This window comes from Nonomuraea solani (assembly GCF_900108335.1).
Classification (GTDB): domain Bacteria; phylum Actinomycetota; class Actinomycetes; order Streptosporangiales; family Streptosporangiaceae; genus Nonomuraea; species Nonomuraea solani.
Genome location: NZ_FNVT01000021.1, coordinates 140,843 through 157,328 on the forward strand (window position 1 = coordinate 140,843; position 16,486 = coordinate 157,328).

Consider the following 16,486-nt stretch of genomic DNA (forward strand, 5'->3'; position numbering starts at 1 on the left):
CACCTTGCTCGCAGGACCGGCGAAGGAGGGCCTGTGAGCTGGGGAGTCGACAACCTGCCTTACGGCGTCTTCTCCTGTCCGGGCGAGGAGCCCCGGGTGGGCGTGCGGTACGGCGACAGGGTGCTCGACCTGGCCCGCGCGCTGCACGACGAGGTGTTCGCCGCTCCCACGCTCAACCCGTTCATGGCCAGGGGCCGCGCGGCCTGGCACGACACCAGGACGCTGATCCGCAACAAGCTGACCAGCGACCTCTCCGTCACCGAGCGGCACCTCGTCCCGCTGGAGAACGTGCGGCTGCACCTGCCGTTCGAGGTGGCCGACTACGTCGACTTCTACTGCTCGATCGACCACGCGAGCAACATCGGCAAGATCTTCCGCCCCGGCTCCGAGCCGCTGCAGCCCAACTGGCGGCACCTGCCCGTCGGATACCACGGCAGGTCGGGCACGGTCGTCGTGTCGGGCACGCCCGTCCGGCGGCCGCAGGGACAGCTCGGCGCGGGGACGTTCGGGCCGTGCCAGAAGCTCGACATCGAGGCGGAGCTGGGGTTCGTGGTGGGCGTGCCGACCACGATGGGCTCGCCCGCCGGGGCGTTCGAGGACCACGTGTTCGGGGTGACGCTGCTCAACGACTGGAGCGCGCGCGACATCCAGGCATGGGAGTACGTGCCGCTCGGGCCGTTCCTGGCCAAGTCGTTCGCCACGTCGGTGTCGCCGTGGGTGACCCCGCTGGAGGCGCTGCCCAGGATCCCCGGCCGGGCCCAGGATCCCGAGCCGGCCGGATATCTGCGCCGGCAGGGCGACTGGGGGCTGGACATCTCCCTGGAGGTCCTGCTCAACGGCGAGGTGGTGTCGCGGCCGCCGTACTCGGCCATGTACTGGACGCCGGACCAGATGCTCGCGCACATGACGGTGAACGGCGCCTCGCTGCGGACGGGAGACCTGTTCGCCAGCGGCACGATCTCGGGGCCCGAGCCCGGTGAGCGCGGCTCGCTCATCGAGCTGACCTGGAATGGGAGCGACCCCATCAAGCTGGCGGGCGGCGAGACCCGCGCGTTCCTGCAGGACGGCGACACGGTGACCATCCGGGCCACGGCGGGCGACCTGACGCTGGGGGAGGTTTCCGGAACTGTCGGATAAGTGACTCAGCGTGCTTGAACATTGACTCACCGCTACCCTGGGAGGCCCCTTCCCTCGGAAAGCAGGAGCCAATGCGCCGTGTCGCGATGCTTTGTGTCGCCTTCCTCCTGGTCTGCGGCTGCGGCTCCGTCACGACCGAGACCCCTGCCGCGCCGCCCGTGGTGCAGGTCTGGCCGCCGTTCGACACCAAGCGCGCCAGGACCGACCGCGGCCTGGTGGTCAAGGCGCAGGGCGGCACGCTGAGCCAGGTGCTGGTCTACGAGGGCGGGGAGCCGGTGGCGGGCCGGCTCGACGACTCGCGCACGTTGTGGCGTACCGACTGGACGCTCAAGCCCGCGGCCGAATACACGGTGACCGCCACCGCCGCGCGCGCGGGCGCGCCCGCCACGGTCGCGATGGGCCGCTTCCGCACCCGCGCGGCCGAGCGCACGTTCCAGGTGGCCTCGACCGCGCCCCTGCCCGGCGAGACCGTCGGCACCGGCATGCCGATCATCATCGACTTCGACACTCCCATCGAGGAGAAGGCGGCCGTCGAGCGAGCCCTGGAGATCACGGCGGCGGCCCCGGCCGAGGGTGCCTGGCGCTGGACCAGCGACACCCGCGTGGTCTACCGCACCCGCCGGTTCTGGACCGCCAGGCAGCAGGTCACGGTCACCGCGCACCTGGCGGGCGTGCGCGCGGCCGACGGCCTCTACGGCGCCGCCGACTCCACCTTCACCTTCTCGGTGGGCCGCAGGCAGACCAGCGACATCGACACCAGGACGCACCAGATGATCGTCCACCGCGACGGCGCGATCGCGCAGCGCATGGCCATCAGCGCGGGCATGGCCACCACTTTCGAATACACCACGACCAGCGGCGTCCATCTGACCATGGACAAGGGAAACCCGGTCCGCATGATCTCCCCGGGCCGCAAGAAAGGCGACCCCGGCTTTTACGACCTGATGATCGACCACGCCGTGCGCATTTCCAACAGCGGCGAATACGTGCACGCCAAGGACAACGTGTGGGCCCAGGGCAAGGAGAACGTCAGCCACGGCTGCATCAATTCGCGGCCCGACCAGGCGGCCTGGTTCTACGACAGCTCCCTGCGCGGCGATCCGGTCACGATCACGGGCACCGGGCGGGAGCTCGAATGGGACAACGGATGGGGTTTCTGGCAACTCCCGTGGGAGAAATGGAAACAGGGCAGCGCCATCGCCGAAACGGACACCGCAGGTGGACGGGTGCCGAAGCGCTGATATCGGGATTACCGTAGAGGAGGGGGGAACCACCGGCGGACGCAGGCCCGTTGTCCATATAGGAGGGCCGGACATGGATGAATGGATCATCTGGGTAATCCTCGCAGTCGTTCTCGGCGTGGCCGAAATATTCACACTCACGGCCTCGCTCGGGCTTCTCGGCGCGGCCGCCCTCCTGACCGCCGCGACCGCGGCCCTCGGGCTGCCCGTCCCCCTGCAGTTGCTCTTCTTCGCCGTGTCCTCCGCGGCGGGGCTTCTGGTGCTCAGGCCGATCGCCATGCGCCACATCATCCAGCCGCCGGCGCAGCGCTTCGGCGTGGAAGCGCTCGTCGGAAAGCCCGCCTACGTCATCGCCGAGGTGACGGGCCGCGACGGGCGGGTGCGCATCGGGGGCGAGGAATGGTCGGCGCGGGCCTATGACGAAACCCTGGTGATTCCCACGGGGGCGACCGTCGACATCATCGAGATCGAGGGGGCGACAGCCCTCGTCTATCCCCGGGAGTGACTCATGGACCCGCTGTTGCTGGTCGGATTGTTCGTCATACTGTTCGCGGCGATCACCCTGCTCAAGGCCGTCCGAATCGTCCCGCAGGCCAGGGCGCGCAACGTCGAGCGCCTCGGTCGCTACCATCGCACGCTGAAGCCGGGTCTCAGCTTCGTCATCCCGTACATCGACCGCGTCTACACCATGATCGACCTTCGCGAGCAGGTCGTCTCCTTCCGCCCGCAGCCCGTCATCACCGAGGACAACCTGGTCGTCGAGATCGACACCGTCCTCTACTTCCAGGTGACCGATCCGCGGGCGGCGGCGTACGAGATCGCCAACTACATCACGGGCGTCGAGCAGCTCACCGTCACCACACTGCGCAACGTGGTCGGCTCCATGGACCTGGAGAAGACCCTGACCTCCCGCGACACCATCAACAGCCAACTGCGTGGCGTCCTCGACGAGGCCACCGGAAAGTGGGGGCTGCGGGTCAACCGTGTCGAGATCAAGGCCATCGACCCGCCCAAGACCATCAAGGACGCGATGGAGAAGCAGATGCGGGCCGAGCGCGACAAGCGGGCCGCCATCCTGAACGCCGAGGGCCAGCGGCAGTCGCAGATCCTCACCGCCGAAGGTGACAAGCAGAGCCGCATCCTGCGGGCCGAGGGGCAGCGCACGGCGGCCATCCTGGAGGCCGAGGGTCAGTCGCGGGCCATCGACCAGGTCTTCCAGGCGGTCCACCGCAACGACCCGGACCCGAAGCTGCTGGCGTACCAGTATCTGCAGGTGCTGCCGCAGCTCGCGCAGGGTGACAACAACACGTTCTGGGTGATCCCGAGCGAGGTCACCTCGGCGCTGCAGGGTGTCTCGAAGGCGTTCACGGAGGCGCTGCCCAGGTCGGCGGCGACCCGCGACGAGCAGCCGGACAGCTCGGCCGCGGAGCAGGAGGCCGCGGCGGCGGCGGAGGCGGCCGCCGAGGCCGTGGCCGACGCCCAGGACGCCGAGAGCCCCAACGGCCCCCGCCAGCTCACCCAGGCCGTCCAGGAGCCGTCACCGTTCCCGATCGTGGACCGCGAGACCAAGGAGGCCGAACACTGACCTCATGAACGAGGTGCCCGCCTTCCGCGGTGGGCACCTCCGGCCGGCCGTGTTCTGACCTTGCGACAGCTCCACCGCTGGATCGCCTGCTCCCGGGTGCGGGTCGGGTTCTACGCGCGATTGAGGCTTTTCGGGGGCCGGCCTGTGGGGTGGCGGGGAAAGTCTCCGGGGCCTGTACAGCGACACGCTTGAAGTCATGAGTGTTCGTGACAATGAGCTCGGAGCGCCCTCGTGGCGTGAGTTGCTGGGTCCAGAGCATGCCGGGGCGGCCATCGTGCTGGCCGTCGGGGTGCTCGTCGGCGCGGTCAACATCTATCTGGCCTCCAGCCTGCTGCCGACCGCGGTGGCCGACATCGGGGGTGCCGGCTTCTACGCGTGGAACATGACGATCTACCTCGTCGCCATGGTGATCGCCACCATGCTCGTCAGCCGTCTTCTGGCCCGCTGGGGGAACGTCGGCGCCTACCTCGCCGGTTTCGGCGTGTTCCTGGCAGGGTCGCTGGCCTGCGCCGTGAGCCCGGTCATGCCGGTGCTGCTGGCCGGCCGCGGGCTGCAGGGGCTGGGTGCGGGGCTGCTGTCCGGGCTGGGGTTCGCCGCCGTGCGGTCGGCGCTGCCGCAGCGGCTCTGGGCGCGCGGGAACGCGCTGATGTCGGCGATGTACGGCGTCGGCAACTTCGCCGGTCCCGCGCTCGGCGGGCTGTTCGCCGAGTTCGGCGGGTGGCGCCTGGCGTTCGTGCTGATGGCGGTGATCGCGGCAGTGTGCGCTCTGGTCGTGCCCCGGGTGCTGCCTCCCGGCGAACGCGGCCAGGAGCGGGCGCCGGTTCCGGTCGTGTCGCTGCTGCTGGTCACGGCGGCCACCGCGTCGGTGAGCCTGGCCGGGGTGCTGTCCGGCACCGTGGCCATGGCCGCCGCCATCGGGGTGGCGCTGCTGCTGGTGGCCGGGTTCGTCGCCGGTGAGCGGCGGGGTGAGCCGCGGGTCTTCCCGCGTACGACGTACCGGCCCGGGTCGCCGTTGAAGTGGGTGTACCTCACGCTGGCGCTGCTGGCCTTCGGGGTCGCGGTGGAGTCGTTCGTCCCGCTGTTCGGGCAGCGGCTGGGCGGGCTGTCGCCGGCCGCGGCCGGGTTCTTCGGGGCGGCCATCTCGCTGGGGTGGTCGGCGACCCAGCTGGTCAGCGCCTCGGCCGTCAAGGAGGGCACGATCCGGTTGTTCCGGGTGATCGGGCCGCTGCTGCTCGCGGCCGGGTTCCTGGTGCAGGGGCTGCTGCAGCGGGAGGCGGCGCCGGGGTGGCTGGTGCTCGTCTGGGTGCCGGTGCTGTTCGTCGCCGGGGCCGGCGTCGGGCTGGCCTATCCGCACCTGTCGGTGGCGGCCATGTCGAGTACGTCGGATCCGGCGGAAGGACGCCGGGCGGCCGCCGCGATCGCCACGGTGACGAGCCTGTCGATCGCGTTCGGTACGGCGGTCGCCGGCGTCCTGGTCAACCTGGGCGGGCGGTCGATGCTCGACTCGGCCCGGTACCTGCTGTTCGGGTTCGCGGTGATCTGCGCCATTGGGGCGATCACCGGCTACCTGTCCAACCGGCCGGGCCGCGCCCGGTAGGTCAGTGGGAGAGCGGGGCGTCCGTGGTGTCCACCAGCTCACATGCGGCGATCTGTCCCTCGCCCACCCTGGCCCAGATCCCGGCGACCACCCCGCCGTTGTTCTCCGAGACGCTGAACTCCAGGACCCCCGTCTGACCCGCGCCGATCACGCGGGGGTCGATGGCGAAGCCCGGCTCGCCGTCCTCCGGCGCGTGGAACACCAGCAGCGGCGCCTCCTCACCGGTCAGGAAGTGGCCGCTGCGGGGCTGCGGGCTGCACTTCTTGCCCTGGGGGATGTAGTCCACCTCCACGTTCGCCCCCATGGCGCGGATCTTGTCCTCCAGCCCCTGCGGGTCCTTGGCCTCGTTGATGGTGATGTGGATCAGGCCGTCAGGGGTCTTCGTCACCGCGTACGCGGGGGTGCCGCCGAACAGCAGCGGTACGGCCACCGCGGCCGCGGCCGCCAGGCCCAGCGCGGGTGCCAGGATGGCGAGCCGCGGGAAGGCGCGCTTCTTCTCCGACCTGTCGATCTCGGTCATCACGAACTCCTTGAGCAGTCGGTGACGGCCCTCGGGGAGATCGCGTTCAGCCTGCCAGTTCATCGGATCTCCTCCTTGTCGGGGCCTCGGTCACCTATTACCTGTCGAGCCGGTGGCGGCGGTTCCCCCGCGTTCGCGAGTTTCCTGCGGGCCCTCGACAGGCGGGATCTGACCGTGCCCACCGGGATGCCGAGTGCCTCGGCCGCCTGGGCGTAGTCGAGGCCCGACCACACGCACAGCGCGAACACGTCCTGCTCCTGGCGCCGCAGCCGCCCGTACGCCTCGCGTACGGCGGCCAGGCGTTCGGCGTCGTCGATGCGGCCCACCACCTCGTCGGCGAAGTCCGGCACCTGCTCGCCCCCGGGCATCCTGGCCAGCGCGTCGTCGTGCCGGCGGGCGGCCCTGCGCTGGTTGCGGGCCACGTTCGTGGCGATGCCGAGCAGCCAGGGCCGCAGGGAGCCGCCCTCGGGGTCGATCCTGCCCCGTAACCGCCACGCTTCGAGGAACGTCAGCGCCATCACGTCCTCGGCCGTGGACCAGTTGGCGGTCAGGCGGAACGCATGGTTGTAGACGGCTTTGGAGCACTCGTCGAAGAGCCGGCCGAACTCGGCTCTGTCCCCGTCACGAATACGGGCGCGTATCGACATATCCACATATATCTACTGTCCGATCGTCCCCCCGGGTTCCGTCTGGCCCCGGTCGAAGTACGCCGCCAGCCCGGCGTCCAGCTCCGGCACGTCGTACGGCATGCCGCCGTTCCGCAGCGACATCGTGGCCATGTAACCGGCCGCCACGCTCATCCGCGCCGCCACCGGCGAGGTGTCCGTCGCCCCGCCCTCCCGGACGAACCTGACGAACTCGGCCATGATCTCCACGTCCGCGCCCCCGTGCGTCCCCGTCGCGGGCGGCACCTTGTACGCGATGTCGCTGTCGTCCCGATACCCCGTGGGCCCGGTGTTCCAGACCTTGACCGTGTCGCCCGGCCCGTCCCCGAAGTTCTCCAGCCGGCCCTCCGTGCCGATGACCGTGTAGTTGCGCACGTAGTCGGGCGTGAAGTGGCACTGCTGGTAGGCGGCGATCACCCCGTTGTCGAGCCGCATGTTCATCACCGACACGTCCTCGACGTCCACGACGTGGTGCAGGCCGGTCCTCGTGGGCGGCGGCCACTCGAACTCCTGCAGCCATCCGGCCGGCCGGGGCGTGCCGGGCTCGCGGCGGGGCAGGTCGCCGTAGAGCATGAGATCGCCTAACGCGTTCACCCGGGTGGTGTAACCGCCGGCCAGCCAGTGGATCACGTCGAGGTCGTGCGCCGCCTTCTGCAGCAGCAGTCCCGTCGTACGCGCGCGGTCGGCGTGCCAGTCCTTGAAGTAGTAGTCGCCGCCGTAGGAGACGAAGTGGCGCACCCAGACGGTCTTCGGCTCGCCGATGACGCCCCGCTGGATGATGTCGCGCATCAGGCGGACCACGCCCATGTGCCGCATGTTGTGGCCCACGTACAGGCGAGTGCCGGTCCTGCGCGCGGCGCGCAGGATGTTGTCGCAGCCCTCCACCGTGATCGCGAGCGGCTTCTCCAGGTAGACGGCCTTGCCCGCCTCCAGGCAGTCGATGGCGACGCGCTCGTGCGTGTCGTCGGGCGTCAGCACGATCACCGCGTCGAGGTCGCGCCTGGCGAGCAGCTCGCGGTGGTCCTCCGTGACGAACGCCGCCTCGAACAGCCCCGCCCGGCTCTTGATCGCGGCCGGGTCGGAGTCGCACAGGGCGGTCACCACCGAGCCCTTACCGGGCCGGTGGGCGGTCAGGGCCAGGCTCGCGCGGAGGCCGAGACCGATGACGCCGATACGCAGATCGTCCATTGGTGTCCTTTCTGGGCGTGCTACGAACTCATTTAATCAAGAGCCGCACCTCCGGGCAGCGCGTGAAGCAGAGCTGTGGGGGCACTTAAGAATCCCTCGATGGACACGTCCCAAGCGGAGCGGGCACAGTGCGTTAGGTTCGGATAGGGGGAATGAGGCCATGAAAGCGCTGGTCAAGGAGTCGGCCGAGCCTGGGCTCCGGCTGATGGACGTACCGGAGCCCGAGGTGGGGCCGGGCGAGGTGAAGATCCGGGTGCTGCGGACCGGCATCTGCGGCACCGACCTACATATCCGGAAATTTGATGACTGGGCGCGACACACCCTGAAACTGCCGCTGATCGTCGGGCACGAGTTCTCCGGGCACGTGGTCGAGGTGGCGCCGGGCGTCGAGGACATCTCCGTCGGCGACCTCGTCAGCGGCGAAGGACACATCGTGTGCGGCAAATGCCGCAACTGCATGGCCGGCCGCCGGCACCTGTGCCGCAACACGGTGGGGCTCGGGGTCAACAGGGACGGCGCGTTCGCCGAGTTCGTCACGCTGCCCGCCTCGAACGTCTGGGTGCACCGCGTGCCCGTCCATCCCGACGTGGCGGCCATTTTCGACCCGTTCGGCAACGCCGTGCACACCGCGCTGTCCTTTCCCCTGGTCGGCGAGGACGTGCTGATCACCGGGGCGGGGCCGATCGGGCTGATGGCGGCGGCCGTGGCCACGCACGTCGGCGCGCGCAACGTGGTGATCACCGACGTCAGCGACGAGCGGCTCGACCTGGCCGGCAAGCTCGGCGTCGCCCTCGCGCTCAACGTCTCCAGGTCCTCGATCACCGAGGGCATGCGCCAACTGCACCTGCGCGAGGGGTTCGACGTGGGGCTGGAGATGTCCGGCAACCCCGTCGCGATGCGCGACATGATCGCGAACATGACGCACGGCGGCAAGATCGCCATGCTCGGGCTGCCCGCCGAGGAGTTCGCGATCGACTGGGCCACCGTGGTGACCTCCATGATCACCATCAAGGGCGTCTACGGGCGGGAGATGTACGAGACCTGGTACAACATGTCCGTCCTGCTGGAGAAGGGCCTCGACCTCGCCCCGGTGATCACCGACCGGTTCCCGTACCAGGACTTCGACGCCGCCTTCGACACCGCCGCGAGTGGGCGTACCGGCAAGGTCATTTTGGACTGGAGCGGAGGGGCTCGGCCGGAGAGAGCGAGGAACGAGCCAACGGAGGCCGAAGCGGCCGCGACCATGAACAGGAGCGATTGATGTTCACGAACGTGCGCGAGCAGCTGCGTACGACGCTCGACGAGATCACCGAGGCCGGGCTGCTCAAGCCCGAACGTGTGATCACCACCCCGCAGAGCGCCCAGGTGGGCGTGGCCGGCCGCGAGGTGCTCAACTTCTGCGCCAACAACTACCTGGGCCTCGCCGACAACCCCGCCGTGGTCGAGGCGGCCAAGCGGGCGCTCGACCAGTGGGGCTTCGGCATGGCCTCCGTACGCTTCATCTGCGGCACCCAGGAGGTCCACAAGGAGCTGGAGGCCCGGCTGTCGGACTTCCTCGGCATGGAGGACACCGTCCTCTACAGCTCCTGCTTCGACGCGAACGGCGGCGTCTTCGAGACCCTGCTCGACGCCCAGGACGCGGTGATCTCCGACGCGCTCAACCACGCCAGCATCATCGACGGCATCAGGCTCTCCAAGGCCACACGATTCCGGTACGCCAACCGCGACATGGCCGAGCTGGAGGCCAGGCTGAAGGAGGCGTCGGAGGCGCGGCGGCGGTTGATCGTGACCGACGGCGTGTTCTCCATGGACGGATATTTCGCGCCCTTGGCCGACATCTGCGACCTGGCCGAACGATACGACGCCATGGTCATGGTCGACGACTCCCACGCCGTCGGCTTCGTCGGCCCCACCGGCCGCGGCACACCCGAACTACACGGCGTCACCGACCGGATCGACATCATCACCGGCACGCTGGGCAAGGCGCTCGGCGGGGCCAGCGGCGGCTACGTCTCGGCCCGCAAGGAGATCTGCGACCTGCTGCGGCAGCGCTCCCGCCCGTACCTGTTCTCCAACTCCCTCGCCCCCGTCATCGCCTCGGCGTCGCTGCGCATCCTCGACCTGCTCGAAACCTCCAGCGAGGCCCGCGAGCGACTGCGCGCCAACACCACGCGCTTCCGTGACGCGATGACCGAGGCCGGGTTCGACATCCTGCCGGGCGAGCACCCCATCGTGCCCGTCATGATCGGCGACGCGGCGGCGGCCGGCGCGATGGCCGAACGCCTGCTCGACCTGGGCATCTACGTGATCGGCTTCTCCTACCCGGTCGTGCCGCACGGCCAGGCCAGGATCCGGGTGCAGCTCTCGGCCGCCCACTCGGAGGAGGACGTAGACCGCGCGGTGCGCGCGTTCGTCCAAGCCAGAGGGTGAGTATCCTCGCGCGAGGGAGTGCCGTCGCCTGGAGGAGCGGCGGGAGCGCAGCGACCAGAGCGGGGGAAGGCGGCGGCATATGGCTAACGAGCCCGCCTCACGGAGTGAGGCCATGGGTAGGTGATAGACACGCGGCGGCTGCGTACGCTGCGGGCGGTGGCCGACCATGGCACGGTCACCGCCGCCGCCGCGGCGCTGCACCTCACCCCGTCGGCCGTGTCCCAGCAGCTCGTCGCCCTGGAGCACGAGGTGGGGCACCGGCTGTTCACCCGTGACGGGCGCGGCGTGCGCCTGACCGCGGTCGGCAAGATCATGCTGAGCCACGCCAACGAGGTGCTCGCCCAGCTCGAACGTGCCGAGGCGGAGGTGGCCGCGTACACGACGGGCGAGGCCGGCGAGGTCACCGTGGCCTGCTTCGCCACCGCGATCAGCGCCGTGCTCTCCCCCGCCATCGCCGCCTTACGCGCCACGGCCCCCGGGCTGCGCGTCCGCGTGCTCGACGCCGAGGGCGACCACAGCCTGGCGCTGCTGCTGGACGGGCGGGCTGACCTGGCCATCACGGTCGAATACCGCGGCGCACCCGACGCCACCGACCCCCGCCTGTCCCGCCGCCCCCTGTACGCCGAACCGTTCGACCTGGTCCTCCCCCGCGACCACGCCCTGGCCGAGCCGCTCAACCCGGCGCTCCCCCTCGACCCGGCGCCGCCTCTCGCCGCGCCGACCGGCCCCGCGCCGCCTCTCGCCGCGTCAATCGACCCGGCGCCGCCCCTCGCCGTGTCGATCGACCCGGCGCCGCCCCTCGCCGCGTCAATCGACCCGGCGCCGCCCCTCGCCGTGTCGATCGACCCGGCGCCGCCCCTCGCCGTGTCGATCGACCCGGCGCCGCCCCTGGACGAGCCGGTCGCGCTGGTGTCGCTGGCCGGGGAGACCTGGATCGGGCCCTATCCGGGCAATCCGGTGCACGACATGATCACGTTCGCGTGCCAGCAGGCGGGCTTCACGCCCGATCTGGTGCACTGCTCCGACGACTTCCGCGCCGTGGTCGCGCTGGTGGGCGCGGGGGCCGGGGTGGCGCTCGTGCCGCGGCTGGCGCTGCGGGACATGGCGCTGCCGGGCGTCGTCGTCCGCCGCACGCCGGGCCCCGAGCGCCGCGTCTTCGCCGCCGTACGCCGCGGCTCCGACGTCCATCCTCTCCTGCGCCCCCTCCTCTCAGCCCTCCGTACGGTCGCGGAATCTCTCGGGAACGGGTGAAACACCCCCCACGTATCCGGACATCTCCTCAAATGTGTTCGCCGATCGGAAGGAACTCCGCATGGGCCCGTCTGAGGCCGAACAACGCTTCGAGGAGATCTATATGGCGCACTATCCCGCCATCGCCAGCTATGTGCGGCGCCGCGCCGGGTCGCCGGACGACATAGCGGACGTCATCGCGGAGACCTTCACCACGGCCTGGCGCCGCCTGAACGCCGTCCCGAAGGGCGACGAAGCCAAGCTCTGGCTGTACGGCGTCGCCAGGCGCGTACTCGCCAACCACTTCCGCGCCGAGGAACGCCGGATCGCCCTGGCCGTACGGCTGCGCGAGGAGGTCACGACCTGGTCCGAGCCCGTCACCGCGCACGACTCGGCCCACCAGGCCTTCCAGCGGCTCACGGACGACGACAAGGAGCTGCTCTCGCTGGTCGCCTGGGAAGGGCTCAGCGGACCCGAGATCGCGAAGGTGCTCGGCTGCTCACGCGGAGCCGCCCGGCTGCGCCTGCACCGCGCCCGCAAGCGGCTGGCCAAGGAGCTGGCCGCCCTCGACCCCGACCTCAACGACTACGGCCACCGAGCCGTCTCGCTCGCGAAGGGACAGTCATGAAGCAGGACACCGACCGCGTCGTCGCCCGATTCGCGGCGCCCCCCGTCACCGGCGTGAGCGAGGGCGCCCGCGCGCTGATGCACGAGATCATGACGAACGAGCCCGCCCCCGCGCCCGTCAGGGCCCGCAGGCTCCCGAGCCTGCGGCTGGCCATCCCCGCGGGCGCCCTGCTGGCGGGCGGGGCCGTGGCGGTCACCTGGCTGCTTCCGGCCTCGCCCGCCGCCGCGCTCGACATCAAGGAGGAGAACGGCTACTACGTCATCGAGGTCAAGGACCTCTACGCCAACCCGAAGATCTACGAAGAGCAGTTGCGGGCCGCCAGCCTGGACATCACGCTGAGGGTGATCCCCGCGACCGCCGCCTTCGAGGGCCAGGTCTTCCCGACGTCTCCGGACAACCAGTACCTGACCGAGATCAAGGGCATCTATCCCCCGGGCCCGTGCGAGCGGGTGGACGGCTGCGCCATCGGCGTGAAGATCCCCATGAACTTCAAGGGCACCGCCAACATCGACGTGAGCAGGAAGGCGCGGCCGGGCGAGAAGTACGAGAGCACCACCTCGTTCGCCGCCAAGGGCGAGCCGATGCACTGTGTGCCGTACCGCAACAAGACCGTGCCCGAGGTGCGGGCATTGCTGAAGGAGCGCGGGGTTCGCGTCAGTGAGTACGTCGATGGCGACCTCGTCGGGAAAGACGACGGCAGCGGCATCATGAGCTCGGCACCCGACACCTGGCGCGTCTTCGGCGGCGCCCTCAGCGAACCGGGCGTCGCCACCCTCTTCGTGTTGGAGAAGCCGGAGGCGGAAGAGAAGATCGCCATGTTCAACAAGAAATACCAGCAGATGAACGGCTGCTCGGTCTCCTGATCAGGTCTTGGTCCTGGCCAGGTCCAGGGCCTCGGTGAAGCGGGCGTGCCGGTCCAGCTCCGCCGCCACGGGTGCGATCACGAGCTCCTCGCCGACCTGGCCGATGGACGCGCGCAGGGCCTTGCCCGTACGGCGGGCGCGGCGTCTGCCACCCGCCCAGGCCGCCAGCCGTGACAGCAGCGCGATCAGCACGCCCGCCAGCGCCCCACCGCCCAGCAGCACCGTCGGCCACGGCACCACGCCGGCGGTCGGCAGCGGCGGCTGGGGCAGACGCAGGTAGTCCATCCCGAACAGCGCGCCCAGCCACAGCGCGCCGGACAGCATGGTGGCGAACACCAGCCACTGCAGCACGTTCACGGCCCGCCACCACCTGGGCCGTCTGGTGGCGCCGACCGACGTCGTGGCCACGGCCCGGTCCACGGCGTCGGCCAGCTCGCGGGCATGGGCCCTGGCCGCCTGCCGCACCGCCCCCGCCCACGGTCCCGGCACCCCGGACGCGGCCACCTCGCCGACGTCCCTGAGCGCCGTCTCGACCTGAGCCCGCTGTACGGCCGACGCCGCCGGCACGGACGTCCGCCCCACGATCTCCCGGCCCCCGGTAGCGGCGGTGGCGGTGCCGAGGCGCAGCCTGCGGAGCGGGTCGGGCCGGAACCTCCTGACCCACCTCGTGACCGGCCACCCGGTGGCGACCACGGCCCGATGCCGATGCCCCTTGGCCACGGCCTCCACCACCAGCGGCACGCCGGCCGCCGCACACAATGCCCCGGTGAGCGCCCGGCCGGCCCCGTCGATCCGCTTGCTCTCGTCCTCCGCCTCACCGCCCCCGGCGGTGGCCAGGTGGTCGGCGGCGGTGGTGATGTCGGCGGCCAGCCGGGCGGACCACGACTTGCGCTCCGAGACGCGGTCGCCGAGGACCGAGCGCAGTTCGGCCAGGCCCCGCCCCGTACGGGCCGAGACCGCGAGCACCGGCACCCCCGTCAGCCCGTCGTCGTCCAGCAGCCGGCGCAGGTCGGCCAGGCAGCGCTCCACGGCCTGGGCCGGCAGCCGGTCCACCTGGTTGAGCACCACCAGCATCACGTCCGCGTGCCCGGCCAAAGGGCGCAGGTAGCGCTCGTGGAGGGCGGCGTCGGCGTATTTCTGCGGATCCACCACCCACACCAGCAGATCGACCTGCTCCACCAGGCGATCGACCTCCAGCCGGTGGGACAGCCGGATGGAGTCGTGGTCGGGCAGGTCCAGCAGGACCAGCCCCGACAGGTCGGTCTCGGGCGTGGTGGCGTGGCGCCGGGGCACCTCCAGCCAGTCCAGCAGCGGGCCCGCGCCGTCGCCGTCCCAGAGGGCGGCCTGGGCGGCCGAGGTCGTGGGCCTGGTGACGCCCACGGTCGCCAGCTCCTCACCGGCCAGGGCGTTGTAGAGGGAGGACTTCCCGCTGCCGGTCGCTCCCGCCAGCGCGGCCACGGTGTGGTCGATGGACAGCTCACGGCGTACGCCCGCACGCTCGGCCACCGCCCGCGCACCGGCCACGGCCTCGGCGGACAGCCGCCCCTCACCCAGCGTGGCCGCCTCCAGCAGGGCGGCCAGCCTGGAGTCGAGCGACGGCCCCTCCTTGCGGCGCAGCAGCCTCACGACCTCTCCTCCGGCCCCTCGCCACCCCGGCGTGTGACCGGAGCCGGCAGCTCGGCCGTCCGGGCCGTCGTGGGCAGCTCGGAGCGGTGGTCGTGGATGCGCCGGGCGGCGGTGCGCAGCATGCCCGCCGTGCCCTTGGGCGGCTCCACCGTCTCCAGTTGCGCCGTGAACCGCGCGGCCTCCTCCGCCAGCAACCCCCGCACCCGTTCCCGCAGGTCCTCCCGCGCCCGCACGGTCAGCGACCGCACCGCCTGGTCCCCGAACACGGCCTCCAGCAGCTTCTGCGACAGCACGCTCGTCCCGCCCGCGATCCCCACCTCGATCCCCGTCAGCCCACCGGTCGAGGCGAACACCGCCAGCATGAGCAGCAGCCCGGCCCCGTTCACCCCGAAGGAGGCCACCCGAGCCGTCGTACGCCGCTCGGCGCCCTCTTCCCGCACCAGGTCCAGCACGTAGTCCTGCCACCCCCGCACCGCCGCCTCGGCCCGTTTGCCCAGGTCGGGCGAGGCCCGGCCGAGGCGGGCCGACTCGACGACGCCGAGCCGTTCGAGCAGCCCCGGCCCGCCGGGCGCGGCCGACCAGCCGTCCAGACCGCGTTCGGCGGCCCCGTCGGCGGCGCCCCTGATCAGCGTCTCGACGCCGCTCTCCAGCGCGTCCCTGAGCCGGGCCTCCGGCACCCGCCCCGTGAAGAAGCCGACGACCCGGTCGCGCAGCCACCCCACCCGGCTCTCCAGGGAGCGCATGAGGTCGCCGGTGCCGATGAAGTCCTGCCAGCGGGCCAGCACCTCGCCCCGCAGCAGCGACCCGTCGCGCATCCCCTCGTCGAAGTCGGCCATCCCGCCCGCGTAGGCCCCGGACACGATGGAGCGCAGCCCGTCGAAGGCGTCCTGCTGGCGTTCGACGGCCGTGGCCAGCGACGGCACCCGGGTGGCCAGGCTGTCGAGCGCTCCCGACAGGGTTTGACGTACGACACGGGCCCGTTCGGCGGCGTCGGCGGCCAGCCCGGTGAGCCAGGCCGAGATGGGCTCGACGCAGGAGGCGGGCAGGCGGGCCTTCTCGTCGGGCAGCGCGGCCTCGGGGACGGTGAACAGGCGCGTGCCGGCCAGGCCGTTCTCGGTGAGCAGGCGTGACAGGTCGCGTGAGACGGGCTCGACGGCGTCGGCGGGCGCCCGGTCGAGGACGACGGCCAGCGCGGTGCTGCGTTCGCGGGCCGAGCGCAGGAAGCTCCACGGCACCTCGTCGGCGTAGCGGGCTGCGGTGGTGACGAACAGCCACAGGTCGGCGGCCGCCAGGAGCTGGGCGGCCAGTTCCCTGTTGGCGGTGACCACCGAGTCGATGTCGGGTGCGTCGAGCAGCGCCAGCCCCGAGCCCAGCGCGTCGGAGGTCACCACGCGCAGCGCGCCGGGGCCGTCGCCGGTGGCGCGGGACAGGCCGGGCAGCACGTTCTGACCCATGAACCAGGCCCGGTCGGCCGGGCTGGCGACGAGCGTGGGCACCAGCGTGGTCGGGCGGAGCACCCCCGGCTCGGCCACATCGGCGCCGACCAGCGAGTTGACCAGTGTGGACTTGCCCGCCCCAGTGGAACCGCCGACGACGGCGAGCAGCGGCGCGTCGAGGGCGCGCAGCCTGGGCAGCAGGTAGTCGTCGAGCTGCCCGGTCAGCTCCCGCAACGCCCGCCTGTCGGCCGCCGCCTCGCCCACGGCCAGCGGGAACAGCTCCCCGTCCAGCGGACGGCGCAACGACTCCAACGCGCCCAGCAGATCCATACCACCCACG

15 protein-coding genes are annotated in these 16,486 nt (G+C 71.3%); 10 read left to right on the forward strand and 5 right to left on the reverse strand.

Annotated features, from left to right (window positions below):
- Positions 1-33 precede the first annotated feature (33 nt).
- The 5 genes from fahA to C4V41_RS48070 all read left to right on the forward strand — a co-directional run bounded on the left by fahA (position 34) and on the right by C4V41_RS48070 (position 5,560).
- Entirely contained in the window at positions 34-1,137 is a 1,104-nt protein-coding gene (gene fahA / locus C4V41_RS48050) for a fumarylacetoacetase (protein WP_103962753.1), read from the forward strand.
- Between the two features lie 71 nt (positions 1,138-1,208).
- A complete protein-coding gene (locus C4V41_RS48055; RefSeq protein ID WP_103962754.1) occupies positions 1,209-2,378 on the forward strand; it encodes a L,D-transpeptidase in 1,170 nt (389 codons plus the stop codon).
- Positions 2,379-2,451: 73 nt separating this feature from the next.
- Positions 2,452-2,883, forward strand: coding sequence for an NfeD family protein (locus C4V41_RS48060; protein WP_103962755.1), 432 nt, complete (start codon positions 2,452-2,454; stop codon positions 2,881-2,883).
- A gap of 3 nt (positions 2,884-2,886) precedes the next feature.
- Positions 2,887-3,963 (forward strand): SPFH domain-containing protein, encoded by a 1,077-nt coding sequence (locus tag C4V41_RS48065; protein WP_103962756.1) that lies wholly within the window; start codon positions 2,887-2,889, stop codon positions 3,961-3,963.
- Positions 3,964-4,159: 196 nt separating this feature from the next.
- A complete protein-coding gene (locus C4V41_RS48070; RefSeq protein ID WP_103962757.1) occupies positions 4,160-5,560 on the forward strand; it encodes an MFS transporter in 1,401 nt (466 codons plus the stop codon).
- Between the two features lies 1 nt (position 5,561).
- On the opposite strand, the gene C4V41_RS48075 is transcribed toward C4V41_RS48070, so the two are convergent.
- The 3 genes from C4V41_RS48075 to C4V41_RS48085 are packed head-to-tail and all read right to left on the reverse strand — an operon-like array spanning position 5,562 to position 7,933.
- Positions 5,562-6,143 (reverse strand): hypothetical protein, encoded by a 582-nt coding sequence (locus tag C4V41_RS48075; protein WP_103962758.1) that lies wholly within the window; start codon positions 6,141-6,143, stop codon positions 5,562-5,564.
- Positions 6,140-6,727, reverse strand: coding sequence for an RNA polymerase sigma factor (locus tag C4V41_RS48080; protein WP_103962759.1), 588 nt, complete (start codon positions 6,725-6,727; stop codon positions 6,140-6,142). Before C4V41_RS48080 ends, C4V41_RS48075 begins: the two co-directional genes overlap by 4 nt.
- 12 nt (positions 6,728-6,739) lie before the next feature.
- Positions 6,740-7,933, reverse strand: coding sequence for a Gfo/Idh/MocA family protein (locus tag C4V41_RS48085; protein ID WP_103962760.1), 1,194 nt, complete (start codon positions 7,931-7,933; stop codon positions 6,740-6,742).
- Between the two features lie 160 nt (positions 7,934-8,093).
- On the opposite strand from C4V41_RS48085, the gene tdh reads away from it, so the two are divergent.
- The 5 genes from tdh to C4V41_RS48110 all read left to right on the forward strand — a co-directional run bounded on the left by tdh (position 8,094) and on the right by C4V41_RS48110 (position 13,084).
- Positions 8,094-9,194 (forward strand): L-threonine 3-dehydrogenase, encoded by a 1,101-nt coding sequence (tdh, locus tag C4V41_RS48090; protein ID WP_200824745.1) that lies wholly within the window; start codon positions 8,094-8,096, stop codon positions 9,192-9,194.
- Positions 9,194-10,363, forward strand: a complete 1,170-nt coding sequence (locus tag C4V41_RS48095; protein ID WP_103962761.1) for a glycine C-acetyltransferase — start codon at positions 9,194-9,196, stop codon at positions 10,361-10,363. The genes tdh and C4V41_RS48095 overlap by 1 nt, the downstream gene beginning before the upstream one ends.
- A 120-nt stretch (positions 10,364-10,483) precedes the next feature.
- A complete protein-coding gene (locus C4V41_RS65625; RefSeq protein ID WP_103962762.1) occupies positions 10,484-11,614 on the forward strand; it encodes a LysR family transcriptional regulator in 1,131 nt (376 codons plus the stop codon).
- A gap of 61 nt (positions 11,615-11,675) precedes the next feature.
- Entirely contained in the window at positions 11,676-12,221 is a 546-nt protein-coding gene (locus C4V41_RS48105) for an RNA polymerase sigma factor (protein WP_103962763.1), read from the forward strand.
- The gene (locus C4V41_RS48110) at positions 12,218-13,084 is read left to right on the forward strand and encodes a hypothetical protein (RefSeq protein WP_103962764.1); all 867 of its coding nucleotides are present in this window, start codon (positions 12,218-12,220) and stop codon (positions 13,082-13,084) included. The genes C4V41_RS48105 and C4V41_RS48110 overlap by 4 nt, the downstream gene beginning before the upstream one ends.
- Here C4V41_RS48110 and C4V41_RS48115 read toward each other — a convergent pair whose 3' ends face one another.
- Both C4V41_RS48115 and C4V41_RS48120 read right to left on the reverse strand, forming a co-directional pair.
- Positions 13,085-14,710, reverse strand: coding sequence for a YfjP family GTPase (locus C4V41_RS48115; protein WP_103962765.1), 1,626 nt, complete (start codon positions 14,708-14,710; stop codon positions 13,085-13,087).
- Positions 14,707-16,476 carry a dynamin family protein gene (locus C4V41_RS48120; RefSeq protein WP_235030849.1) on the reverse strand — a complete coding sequence of 590 codons (1,770 nt, stop codon included), beginning with the start codon at positions 16,474-16,476 and terminating at the stop codon, positions 14,707-14,709. Before C4V41_RS48120 ends, C4V41_RS48115 begins: the two co-directional genes overlap by 4 nt.
- Positions 16,477-16,486: the final 10 nt, after the last annotated feature.